7 protein-coding genes are annotated in these 12,878 nt (G+C 36.7%); 1 reads left to right on the forward strand and 6 read right to left on the reverse strand.

Translation table 11 applies throughout. The features are described 5' to 3' along the window. Positions 1–107: 107 nt before the first annotated feature. The 6 genes from HPE63_RS14675 to HPE63_RS14700 all read right to left on the reverse strand — a co-directional run bounded on the left by HPE63_RS14675 (position 108) and on the right by HPE63_RS14700 (position 11,545). Positions 108–2,060 carry a UvrD-helicase domain-containing protein gene (locus HPE63_RS14675; RefSeq protein ID WP_188315041.1) on the reverse strand — a complete coding sequence of 651 codons (1,953 nt, stop codon included), beginning with the start codon at positions 2,058–2,060 and terminating at the stop codon, positions 108–110. Beyond that, a complete protein-coding gene (locus tag HPE63_RS14680; RefSeq protein ID WP_188315042.1) occupies positions 2,047–3,990 on the reverse strand; it encodes an ATP-dependent nuclease in 1,944 nt (647 codons plus the stop codon). The genes HPE63_RS14675 and HPE63_RS14680 overlap by 14 nt, the downstream gene beginning before the upstream one ends. A 204-nt stretch (positions 3,991–4,194) precedes the next feature. Further along, positions 4,195–4,695: a recombinase family protein gene (locus HPE63_RS14685; RefSeq protein WP_188315043.1), complete on the reverse strand. Its 501-nt coding sequence runs from the start codon at positions 4,693–4,695 to the stop codon at positions 4,195–4,197. Between the two features lie 626 nt (positions 4,696–5,321). After that, positions 5,322–10,343 (reverse strand): helicase-related protein, encoded by a 5,022-nt coding sequence (locus HPE63_RS14690; RefSeq protein ID WP_188315044.1) that lies wholly within the window; start codon positions 10,341–10,343, stop codon positions 5,322–5,324. A 3-nt stretch (positions 10,344–10,346) separates the two neighbouring features. Continuing rightward, positions 10,347–10,730, reverse strand: coding sequence for a hypothetical protein (locus HPE63_RS14695; protein WP_188315045.1), 384 nt, complete (start codon positions 10,728–10,730; stop codon positions 10,347–10,349). A gap of 11 nt (positions 10,731–10,741) precedes the next feature. Continuing rightward, entirely contained in the window at positions 10,742–11,545 is an 804-nt protein-coding gene (locus HPE63_RS14700) for a M23 family metallopeptidase (protein WP_188315046.1), read from the reverse strand. A gap of 90 nt (positions 11,546–11,635) precedes the next feature. Here HPE63_RS14700 and HPE63_RS14705 point away from each other — a divergent pair, with 90 nt between their 5' ends. After that, the gene (locus HPE63_RS14705) at positions 11,636–12,844 is read left to right on the forward strand and encodes a hypothetical protein (protein ID WP_188315047.1); all 1,209 of its coding nucleotides are present in this window, start codon (positions 11,636–11,638) and stop codon (positions 12,842–12,844) included. Positions 12,845–12,878: the final 34 nt, after the last annotated feature.

Raw genomic sequence — 12,878 nt, forward strand, 5'->3', positions numbered from 1 at the left:
AATACTATAATCTAATTTATTCATTACCAGTATAATTGTGGCTAACTTCTAGGCTTGTATATCAATTAATCGTTTTAATGCCTCCAATATATTATTGTCATGGGATTTTATATTATTTTCCAGCCATTATTTTCTAATTGTTTATACTTTTTGTCAATAAGATTTTGATTAAGCGAAACACACAGTAAATGAGTGGGTCGAGACATACCAACGTGGGCAATCTTTAAACAGGCCTTTTTATAGGTATCCTTTTTGTTTTTAGGTTGACTATAAGGCTTTCCAATAAGCTGATCAATTAAATGCTCGCCACAAGATTTATGATAGAAAGTTTCGAGGTAAAGCGTTGCTCGATGGGTCTCTCCTTTCACGGAGTGAATGGTTCCTACTTCAACGGAAATATGTTTCAAGTCTTCCTGCTCAGAATGATAGGTGTTTTTTGATTTTAGTTGTTCTTCTGTAGCATCTACTAACTCATCTTCATCAATAAAAGCAAAGGCATATTCATTCAACGTGAAATTGATAGCCGGGAAAAGAGTATCTTTTAAAAAGGTTCGAATCTCCTGAATGACTTCTTCTGATTTGTCAGTCACTAACTTTCGGTTCCAAACAGAAACTTTACTAGTGAGTGTCACCAATGATTCAGGATATTGATGCTTTAGTAGATTAAAAAATGATGTTTTGTTGTAAAATCTTTGACCTCTAGGGGTGTCATGTTTTATTCTTGCTAATCGAAGTATCTCAAGGCAGCAATCTATCACCGAGTTGTAAACTTCCTTTGGATTCGTGGCTTCACAAATTAGGATCGCCGATTTTAAATTACCCATTGACTTTTTCTTTGCCATTACTCTGCTATATGACGGGAAGTAACTATTTATGGTTAAGCTATCTTTTTCTTTGCCGACCCATCCAACTGCTTTAATTGGATGCTTGTAGGCATAGTCATCTTCTATACCGAGTTCGTGAATAAGGGACACAAACTTTTCAAGAACCTGTGGCTCTTGTCCATTTTGATAACTGATAATATGCGGTGGAATCCGTACTTCACCTATGCCGGTCAGATCGAGATCACCCTTTAATGCTACAGTTCGGAGCACATTAGCAATAGGCTGCGAAAACCTTCTGGATCCGGTTATTTTTAGTCTTTCAGAATCTTCCCAAGCACTTTCGGAATTATTGTCGTTCAATATGGCCTGATTGGGATCACCAATCCGTTGAATGACAATATGCTTATCAAAAATCTCTTTAATAATCGCATCTTGGTGAGAATAGGTATCTTGCATTTCATCAATGAAAACGTGTGAGAAACGGCTGGATATAGCTTGTTTAATCCTTGGATATTTAATTAAATATTCATTGGCATAGAAATAGGCATCATCGAAAGATAAATTCCCATTACTTAAAATATCAATTTTCAAAGATCGTAGTGCATCATAAACCTTAGCCTCAGAATTATCTTTCCAATTTTGGTTTTTCGGCTTTATCACTTTAATTTTCTCACCACCACTTCCTTTTACAAGTACCACACCCTCTACCGTTCTTTTCAAAGTTAGCTTACTTGCAATCCCATTAGGTTGATGTAAAAAAGCCTTTACCAGCTTTAAATCTTGTTTACTAACATCCCTCACATAATAGGTATTGAATAATCGCTCTATTGCTATTGCCGTATCAATAGTTCTAGGTCGGTACTTGTTTTTACCAACGTAATACGGGATTGCTAAATATTTGTCAACAAAGGACTGAATGGTGCCAAAGAAATTGGGGTACTGAAAGAGTCGATTAGCTTTGTTTCCCAGCTTTTTTTTTATCTCATCAATCGCCACATTAGTATGAGTCAAAACACATATCCCTTTTCCATTTTCGAAAGGCATTCTTTCAGAAAGCAGGTAAAGCTTTGCTAAAAGACTCGTGGTTTTACCACTTCCCGGACAAGCCTCTACATCAATGGATTTATCTATGCAAGATATAAATGAATACCTTTCTCCTTTTTCATCTTGAAATGAACCGCTACCATTAAAGAAAATTTCTTCTACCCGGTTTATGTCGCTTTCAGTTATCTCCATTTTCGGGTTTGGTTACATGATAAATTGCGTCCACGATGTACTTCAATTGAGCATCTCTTTTCAGAATAGGTAGCACTCGGGATTTATATCTCAGGAGTATTCTGGCTAGCCATTGGGCGGTTACTGCTTTAGAGGCTTTGTTGTCTTTAAACCGCTTGTATATTTTGAAAGCAATCTCACTCTGACCTAACGGAATTGCTTCCCATTTGGCATATATTTCATTGGCTTTTCTTATCCTGTTTTTGGCTTCCTTCTCGTTAACTCCCTTAAAATTCTGATGTGTCGATCTTGATTTTACCAGTTGCGCTATGTAGGTAGCATAATTGATTAGTTTTACTAACTCTCCCAAGGCGATGTCGTATTCCATTGTCCATAGCGTGGAATGAAATACCTTAACCCTTCCATCTGGTGAGTCATATTCGGCTTTTAATTTTTCTGCTTCCTCTTGCGCATCTGGTACCTTACCGGTAGTTATTCGTTTTTTGGATTTTATTAAGCCGGCAGAGGGGTTCACCTGTTCAATGTCCAGGTCAGTAATAACAGCCACCTGTATTGGTAATGTACCGTCAGGTAGTCGTTGGAATATTTTAGCGTACCTTAAAAGAGCTTTACTTCCCACATTCACCAACGATACACCGTACTTGTGGAGCGGCCTTTCAAGTATTTCAGCGATGGCCGGAATCAGAATATTCTCGGCATCTCCTTCTACAAGAAGAACTCCTTTTGCAAAAAACAGATTGGCTTTTGTTGCGTCCAGAAATCTTTCGAGAAAATCATAATCATCTTTTTCAAGGCCTGTTTGGCAATGAGCTAATGAGTATGCTTGCCCGTCCTGGCATAGAATTAGATTGTCAAGATGTATTTTGGATGCCAATGTGGTACTATGCGTTGTTAGAATGAACTGGTTTTTGAATTCCTGTTGCTTGTCCTGAAGTGCACTTATTACTCTAAGTTGAGCTTGCGGATGAAGATGTGCTTCCAGTTCCTCAATCAGGGCTAATCTCAGCCCTTGGTGATTGGTGCCCTGCAGCAACAGTAACTCTGCGGCAATAAATAGTTGATTCAATGCACCAAGCCCTGATCTATTTTCTTCTAATGTAAGACCCAGTTTTCGCAGAATGCTTGCCAATTCAGAACCGGATATATGAAATTCCGGGTTCTGTGGATCTTCAGAATGGAAAAAGTCATTTAAATGTTCCTGAATACTTTGTTTTATTGGTCCGCCTCCTGGAGTGTCTGCTTCAATCTGGTATTCTTCATTTTGGTCAAGTGTTTCCTTAGAGAAGTAGTCTCTTACCAAACTGTTGCCTTTTGATAGATATTTCTCAAGGGTGTGCGGAACTTTCTTTTGGTCAGCATCAAATTGATCTTTAAAAAGTGGATTGCTGCTTAGTATCTGCGCCAATCTTGATCCATATCCGGGAGATAATTCGGCTTCAGCATCCCTAAGAGGTTTCAGGTATGTTAACCTAAGTAAGTCTTTAGCTCCTCCGTCCAAAAACGTACCATCTTCGTCAACACCTGCTCTTATATTGTATATTACCCGGTTATCCCTTAAATATGCGTAGAGCCATACCCGGAGTTCATACTGTTTTTTTTCATTGAAATGGAGCCACTCCAAAAAATGGCCTGCTTCCTGATCGGTGAAACCGGAAAAAATGCACTCAATCCTTAATTCCCGACTACGACCATGTTGGTTGGAATAAAAATCACGTTCGTCCAAACGTTGGTATTCAAAACTATGTGTGCCGAGCAAGAACCTGATTGCATCGACAATTGCAGTCTTTCCGGAATTGTTCTCCCCAACAAGTACATTTAATTTAGGATTAAAAGCAAGGTTAATTCCTGGGTTATCTGTTCTAATTTCACCGCTACTGTCAGATGTACTAATTTTTCTAAAGTTCCATGCTTTAATGTTGGATATATACATCTTTACTTTTTAAGTGCAGTTAACTCGTTCATATTCCGAAATTTAATCAGTATATATATCCAACAAGGGCGACTATCTAGAACCTACATAAATTTATGTTGTTTTGTACGGTCTAAGTTTCCCAGAAAGTCCTCTATGTCGCAAATAGCTGTAATAGGTAGCCCTCGATATTTCTAGGCACCCACAAATTTCACTGACCGTCAATTACCCATCTCTAAAATACTCCACACAAAGTACGGCTTTTTGCTGATTTTTCTTACTAATTCCTTTGGGAACCCCCAAAACATTTCCATGCCTCCGAGCAGATTCCAAACCAGCTTTGGTTCTCTCAATAATAATATCTCGCTCTAACTGTGCCAAGGCAGCGAACATATTCACAATCAATTTGGAATGGGACGACTTATCGGTCGTATCTAAAAAGGGTTCGGTAATGCTCTTGCACTTCACTCCTTTTTCCTCAAATTCATTCATCAATTTGGTAAAATGAATCAGACTTCTTGCCAGCCTATCCAATTTCCAGACCATGATCGTATCGCCCTCCCTGACATAGTCCAATAGTTTACCAAGTTTTCTTCTTTCTTCTTTGGTACTAGAAACCTTGTCCATATAAATGTTCTTGTCCTTGATTCCTTCTTTCAGAAAGGCATCAATCTGTAGATCCAGATTCTGTTCGTTCGTACTTACTCTTGCATATCCAAATATCATGACCTTAAAGTTTAATTTAAGGTCAAAATAGAAACGAATTAATTAGTACGGTAAGATTAACTTTGTGGAAATAATTAACTCGCGGAGCCTTTAAAGTTTATATAAACGGTGCTTTAATTACCATATTTCACCATAAAATTTCTATTTAATTAGTTTAGCTTTCTGCTAACCCACCACCCCCAAACTGCCACCTCGAAGGCAGCAAATAACCAAAGAAGTCCTGTTATGCCCGGTATGGCCAAGAGTAGAATAAGAAACACTATCAAAGGTAATCTAGACATTCTTTTTAATCGATAAAGCCCCATAAACAATACAAATAGAAAACAGATAAAACCGAATAACGAAAATTTTTGCAATAAGAGCTCAAAGGTCAACATGATTTTAGGTTTAAATATCCTTCAAAATAAACCATGTCCAGTTAAAAACCTGCCTTGTACCTTGTTCAATCCACCTTTGTCTTCTTTTCCCTAACCACAAGCGCCCTAAGGCGCAATTTTTAATACTAGTGGAGTAATGTTGCCCAAAATTCCGTAGGACGTTATTTTATGGACAGGGAAAGAAAAAGACTAGTACCCCATTACCTTTGGGGTTTAAACAAAGTGCAAACGGAAAGCCAACCTTCAGGACTAACCTATGGCCCTTTTGCGCTGTACCGAATTGATTTCTGCTTTTAATGCTGATATTTTTACTTGCTTCTCTTTTGGGAAACCAATAGTAACCTTCTTTTGATGCGTTTCCAAGGACTTAAGGTTATGGTTAAAATCAAATTTTTTCATCCGTATTTCACTATTCACTTTTTTGAGAAGGCTAAGCAATTGAAGATGTATTTTTTCTGTGTCAAATTTTTGTTGACGTTTACCATGAATTGTACAATGTTTCAATTCTAGACCATACGAAAACAAATAATGTTTTTGGCTAGGCACATAATCCGCCACAAAAACTAAGTTAGCCCGAATAGCAGGTAAGAATGTCACTAGTACCCTTGCATTGTGGTTGACATTTATCCTTGACTTAGACACTAAAGTTTTATTAAGGTGCTCGAGCTTTTGTTTTGCATTATCGCAACCATCGATTTCAAATTCCAAAGAACTGCCCTGTACTAATTTTTTAATTATGGACAATGGCTCAAAAAAAGGCGATTCCGATACCAATTCTGCTATCAAATCTGGGCCCATGATGTTTCGGGTGTGTTCTAGTTCAACCAGCTGTGTTTTAATTTCTTTATTCTCCGACATTATGCGATCAATGGTCTTAAAGGAGTTTGCTTTATTCAGCTCAAACAATCTTTTTTGCGCTTGTAAGAACTTTAGGTCATCGGATAATTTGACCATTTGAAATTGCTCCATATCCCCTATCAAGGCTGCTTGCATTTGCGCATAGGACAGATTTTTATCATCGGGAATCAAATCATCATATACTCTTTGGTTGGGATCCGCTTCACGAATCTGTTCTCTGAATTTTTCCTTATGGGTGTTCAGTGAATAGGAGAAAATATCAGTAGTATCCTTAATACCATAAAAACGCTCAACCACCATATTGTTATACTGCTTCGCTATTTCATTTCCTTTTCGTAATCCTCTTCCTGCCCTTTGGTCAAAAGCATCAGGCGAATACGGAATATCCATATGAAAAATCCCCACCACCCTTTTTTGGATATTTGTACCCGTACCTAGAACTTGGGTGCTGCCCATAGCTATTCGAATATTGCCTTCGTTTATATCTCTTTGGAATTTTTCGGTGGTATTTTTTGCTTTACGCTCTTGGGCAAAGGCAATTTCGGTTTTGGGAATTTGATGTTCATCCATTAATAATTTTGCAAGTGTGCTATAGGTGTTGTATTGATTTGGCTTCCAAACATTCAAATCACTAAATACTAAACAAACTCCTTTATGAGGGCTTGTTTGGTGATAAAGTGCTGCTATATCGCTGCCAATCCTTCTCAATTTAAATTGGTCGGTTTCAGAAAATGATATAGAAATATTATCCTTGGACAAAGGATCTATAAGCAAACTCCTATTGATATTCAAGGCGGTTATATGTGCCGACTTCATTTGACTTTCATTATAAATGGGAATGGTAAACAGGGCTTTTTGATTTCTATTTTTCGTAAAATCAAGAGATGCTGTTTTTAGTTCTTCGTATGCAGGCGAACTTTCCAATATCACAAAATCCCTATCCAGTTGCAAGTTATGTGTCTTAAAATGTTTATCTCTACAAATATGTGTGAACGAATTGTACATTTTACTCAACTCCGGTAAATTGATAAAATAGCGAAAACGGGCATGCATTCTGGGGTCCCCAAAGATATTTGGTTCAATACTAACGCTTTGTTTTAGGAAGATGGAAGCCCAAGCATCAAAATTATAGATCTGCTTTCTTTTTAGTTCTTGAGGGATAAGATACCTCTGATACGCATAGAGTTCTGTTACAGAATTCTTGAGCGGAGTACCACTATAAAAGAATATATTTTTGTCGGCACCGACTCTTTGATGTATGGATGCAATACTGATTTCCAAATCCAAGTTTTGCAGATTATCGGCATTATTGTTAAGTCCTGATACATTTTGATGCCTTGTGGTAAAGCCAATATTTTTGAAATAGTGGGCTTCGTCTATGAGTATGGCGTCCAACTGCAAATCGGAAAGGGTCGTTTCACCTTCTTTTTTCTCGTCCAAGGTCCTTAAAGTGTGCTTTAATTTTTCTTCAAGATTGGCCTTACGTTTAATGAGTCCTTTTATCATTTTTTTTGATTCCCTAAGGTTCCCAAATTCTTTGGCAGTTTGCAGGTCTTGGTCGATCATTCGTATTTTACTCTCCAGTATTTCCAATACAAATTCACGTTGTTTGGGTATTTGTTTTAAATGGCCATGTTCTGCGATGACCAAATCAATACGCTTATTTGCCGCTAAAGATGTCAAGGTTTTAGCTCTTTTTGATTTGGCCATATTCTTGGAATCCAATCTGAGAATATTGAGTTGGGGAAAATTAGATCTAATCTCCCGTTCCAATTGCGGTGCAACGCTTTTTAAGGTTAACAAAATTGTTTTTCTGCTCTTGCCTTGTTGCTTCAATTTGTAAGCTAATAAAGCCATTGACAAAGTCTTTCCTTTACCTACTTGGTGGTCGTTTAAAGCACTACCCCTACTTAACCCAAAAAGGACGGAATCGATTTGATGTTGGTAAGGTTCGTGAACTAAGGTCTTTGGAAAACGCAGCCAATCTTTGGGTACTTTCAGGTTAACATCTGCCAGAAAGGCCTGATAATAATTTTGCTCGATTTCAAGTTTTAAATGCTCATCACTTTCGATAAAGGATTTGAAATGCAGCTGTAATTCTTCATAGATATTTTGGGCCATTAAGGTGGCATCTTTATCCAATTTTTTAATGGTTTTACCTTGTGCATCCTTATAAGAGGAAAATATTACCGGGTATTTGTTTTCTGAAAAGCATTGTAGAATGCGTTTATATCCTGCCCTAACCTCTTTGTCTAAAACAACACTAAAACGTTCATGCGCCTCTTGGTTATATTCTTGTGCAAATAACAGGGTCAAGGTTGAACTAAATTGACCTATATTAATCTTAACCGTCTCATTTATTAATTGCCGTAAAAAAGCTTCTTTGGCATGAATGGGTATAAAATGACTTTCAAAATTAAATTCGATAGCTTCTAAAGGAAGATGCGGAGGTTTCACTTTATTCAAAGCGGCAATAAGAACATTACCATCCAAACCATAAGGAGGTATACTTTTTTGCATCTGACCAATTTTATCGTCAATAAGACCACTGGTAAAAATGAAATAAGGCACTACCTCATATTGTATCTCACCACCATTATAATTAGGTTGCACTGAAAAATTTTTTTTAGAAAGTCCTTCTAGTAAAAGTTCCTTCTCAGATTTTTTAAATGCTATAGCAACTTTTTCTATATCTATTTTTCCTGTTTGGTCAAATTGCGTTTTCACCAGTTCTAAGGGTGTACGGTGCTCAATGACTTCAATGCCATTATCTTTCGGTTCCTTTTTTGAAGGAATCGCAAGGTTAGAAGTTTTTTGCGGGATTGCTTTTAGGAAGTTAGTAAAAGTAAAATTTGGATTTTTACCATAACCCTTCCCTTGAATATGGGCTTCGGTAGTAGATCGTATTCTGGAAAAGTAAAAATCTTCCTTTAAAAAAACTCTATGTGCATCAAGACTAGTCCATTTAAAATGAAATAGGTCCAATTGATAGTCTACTTCTTGAAAAGTCTTTTGTAACATCATGTTATCCAGCAGCCCTTTTTCTGAATTCAATTGAAGTAAGATTAGGTTGTTTCTCAATCGAACATAGTCCGAAACCAATTCTTGAACTTTATACGGAACTTTGGTTTTTGTGTAGGTGTCTTGATAGTACCAAAGGTTTCCAATGGCATCAAAATTGAAGGAACCAAAAAATAAACGTGTATAATTTTCAACGTATTTATCGCCGAGTTTAATTATTTCTTGCTTCTTGGATACTGAAGTTACAAGGGAATGAGATATTTCAGGTACTTTAGGAACATCTTGATTTGTACTATTTGCTTTTGCCTTTAAAACATTAGATACGGGAGCGTTTGCAAGGGCATTATGTAAATCACATTCAAATGAATACAGTTGTCTGTCCAAAAATTTGGAAAGTTGCTCCGCATCAGGTTTCACGGTTAAATTTGGGCGACCATGGAAATACCCCTGTACCACTTCCCCATTGACCTGATGAGGGAATTGATTAAAAAAGGCATTGGTCGTATGGGGTCCTTGTCCTAGGTCTATAGAAACGGTATCCGCAAAAAGCTTTTCATTAGATGTTAACCCAGACTTATTCCAAATTCTCTGATATAGTAATAAATCAGATACCACTTTTGTCTTTTCTTCCTTGAACAACACATTATTGAAGCGATTAGCTAGAATCAAATCATTCCTCATTAGAATTGATTCCCTTAGACCACTATATATTGATTTTTCGTTGAATGCCGATGAAATTAAAAGAGCTGTTACACCACCCATCGAGCACATTTCCGGTGCATATATATTGAAGTAATTGCCAACATTTTTAAGAACGGGATTTGTAATATAATCATGTTCAAAAGCATTTTCAATGGGTATATCTCCAAAGGGAATATTCGAAATGACCAAATCAAAAAAGGTTTTGTCTTTATGCTGTAAATAATAAGCCTCAAATGTGGTGTTGAGCACCGTTACATTGGTACTTTGCAAATTGTTATTTTTAAGAATCTCGTAGGACAACAAGTCAGGTTCAATAGCTACAATGGAGGCTTTGGGAAATGCGCTTTTGAGGATTTGAACATAGGCACCATTACCCGCAGATGGTTCTAGAATGGTTGTAGGTTCGAAGCTTGCGCTTTTAAGCAATGAAATCTTATATTCAACAATAGATTTAGGCGTGTAATAACTAGTTAGATGATATTTTTTTAAGGATTCTAAAAATGTGCCATAGGTCTCGGGAAAAGAATTTTTAAGGATATGGAGTAGTTCTTTTTGTTGTTCTTCCCTACCCTTTTTGGGATAGAATAAATGTTCACCTAATTGCGCTAATCCACCATTATTGATGTATAGATTCTTGGGATTTCCAGATTTAATGGCTTCCAGAATCATTGAAAGTTCCTGAGTGCGCATAACCTATTGTTTGGATTCCTTATCTAAAATTTCAGTTACTACTTTATCCTTTTCGGATAAGGGATTTTTATTGATGGCAGCATATATTTGAAGTATTTCTTGATTGGCAAGTTCCACGGCTTCTGCATCTGTGTGTCCGTTTTGAACATAGATACTTTGCCAATCGGCATGAACAATATGAGCATTAAGGACAAAATCATATAAATAATCGGAGGCTATTAACTGAGCACGTAGATGTATATAATTCTCAAGGGCATACAAACAAAAATGCAAATCGGGGTTACAGGTATCCTCCACTATTTGTCTTTCCCATAGTTGTATCATTTCCGGATGTTCCTTTCTAAAACTGAGGGTTGACTCGGTCAATAGGAGTGTTTCATTTTTCATTTTCTATATTTTTAATTTGTTAAGGTGCGTAATCGTTGTTCAAACATTTTATATTTCATACCAAAGGATGGAATTGGGTCTATGGCTTTCCCGTTTTTTATGACTTCATAATGCAGATGGGGACCTGTTGAAAAACCTGTGTTTCCTGAATAACCAATTAATTGTTGGGACCTAATCTCTGTAGGTGCTTTTAAGACAACTTCACTTAAATGGCCGTACAAAGTTTCAAATCCAAAGGAATGTTTTATACGAACAAAATAACCATATCCCTTCGGCTCATAACCTAATTGGATAACCGTACCAGCAGCGCTGGAGAAAATGGGGGTTCCTTGTACTGTGGCCAAATCAACTCCGTTATGAAGTGTTTTGGATTCTTTAATGGGATGCCGTCGTAGCCCATATGCACTTGATAGGAAAAAAGCGTTTCTTTTTAATGGGCTTGCAGAGGGTATACTGTCCATTAGCACCAGTGGTAGTTCCCAAAATTCAGGCGAGGACGTAATTTGCTCGTAGTTTTTAGCCTGTACTAGATACTCCTTAAAAGTCTTTTTGGTAACTGAAAGAAAGACCGAATGTATTTGAGTATAAGCAGCATGATTTACATCAGCACGCCAATGAAACTTTTCTGTTCTCGAGAACAAACCATTAAATGCTATAAAGAAAAAGAACAAGGCTATCAACGTCCAGTATGCCCGGTTTTCGAGATATAGCATACCTATAGCATTCTTTTTAACTGTTGCTTTGGAAGGGAATAGTCCCCTTAATGAACAGAACATTTGCTGCCAAGTAATTTTTGTGTTATTGCCGGTTTCCATTTTTTTTAAAGGATTACTTGCTTTGAAAACAAAAATAATTATATTTGATTAATATTTTACAATTATACTAATTTTTTACACAATTGAAATATGAATAATATTTGGAGAGCATGGGATGATAAATTAGATATCAATGCCGTAATGGACTATTTCGGGTATCCTATGACCAAGAATGCAACCAGTCATAAAATTTACAACATGGGTAAAGATCATGCGGTGGTATTCAATACTGGCCGCGGTCAATTTTATTATCTGTGCAGTAGCCCAGAAAAAAAACTTCGTGTATTTGATTTGATTTTGACAGGATGTTCAAAAACTGAAAAGGATAGTTCTAAAGGCCTTTGGCATAAAGTAGATGAATGCTATTCTTATTTAAATAGTAAAAAAGAGTTTCAACTGGCCAATTTAACCCTAAGTAAAGCAGAAATAGTGAACGAATTTTTCAACCATTTCGAAGAGTTTGCTAAAACATTACAGCCTTCATCCTTGTTGGATGACCAAAATTTGCAGTTATGTTTTCAAGATCGATTGTTTGAGGATAAGGAAGGTCTCTTGTATTTCCCCTTTTACAATCTATCGAATAATTTAACGGGGCATGTACAGCAAAAAGATTTGAAAACATTTCCCATTGAAGAGAGTGACACAAGTATGTCCATCTGGTTTAGTCAGGTTCCTAAAAAAATCGAGCATTTAATTGTTTTCAATAATCCTCTTGAAGCCATTTACTTTCAGCAAAAGTTCAAGTTAACTAACGCCGTATATCTTGCAATAAAGAACATCAATTACGAAACCAGTAAAATAATGGTACAAATCTATAAGCAAACCAAGGTGCGTAAAATGATGTTAAGTTTCACTGGAAACAGTAAGATTGAAGGTTACATCGATGATTTGATGTTGATATCCTGTATTAATGACGGAAAGTTTTTTATTAAGCTTGAAAAAGATCATCTAATGATTCGATTTGATCCAGAATCTGAAAAAGCAATATCCCAATTACACAAAGAAATCCAAAAATATAATCAGGCCCTGAATAAGGAATATTTAAAATTCAACAAGTTGGTAGACCATACATTGGTAAACCAAAAGAGCATGGTCCTTTCGAAACATAGAGAAATGGTGGCATGTAAGCTGCCCATTGAAATCAACGCTTTACGGTATTTCTTATGGAGCTATTATAGGAACTACCTCGGAAAGATGATCGATATTATTAAACCACAAACTCAAAATTGGCAATATGAACATAATCAGAGCACCAATGCAAGTCCACAGGAGATTAGCGCTTTTAAAATAGCGGTATAAAAAAAGGGGTGCTCCCACCCCTTTCGATCCTTAA

It is taken from the genome of Maribacter arenosus (genome assembly GCF_014610845.1).
GTDB classification, from domain to species: Bacteria; Bacteroidota; Bacteroidia; order Flavobacteriales; family Flavobacteriaceae; genus Maribacter_A; species Maribacter_A arenosus.

Bases quoted from the DNA above. Each gene is read 5' to 3' on its own strand.
- HPE63_RS14675 (WP_188315041.1), bottom strand. From the start codon at position 2,060: ATGGAGATAACTGAAAGCGACATAAACCGGGTAGAAGAAATTTTCTTT.
- HPE63_RS14680 (WP_188315042.1), bottom strand. From the start codon at position 3,990: ATGTATATATCCAACATTAAAGCATGGAACTTTAGAAAAATTAGTACA.
- HPE63_RS14685 (WP_188315043.1), bottom strand. From the start codon at position 4,695: ATGATATTTGGATATGCAAGAGTAAGTACGAACGAACAGAATCTGGAT.
- HPE63_RS14690 (WP_188315044.1), bottom strand. From the start codon at position 10,343: ATGCGCACTCAGGAACTTTCAATGATTCTGGAAGCCATTAAATCTGGA.
- HPE63_RS14695 (WP_188315045.1), bottom strand. From the start codon at position 10,730: ATGAAAAATGAAACACTCCTATTGACCGAGTCAACCCTCAGTTTTAGA.
- HPE63_RS14700 (WP_188315046.1), bottom strand. From the start codon at position 11,545: ATGGAAACCGGCAATAACACAAAAATTACTTGGCAGCAAATGTTCTGT.
- HPE63_RS14705 (WP_188315047.1), top strand. From the start codon at position 11,636: ATGAATAATATTTGGAGAGCATGGGATGATAAATTAGATATCAATGCC.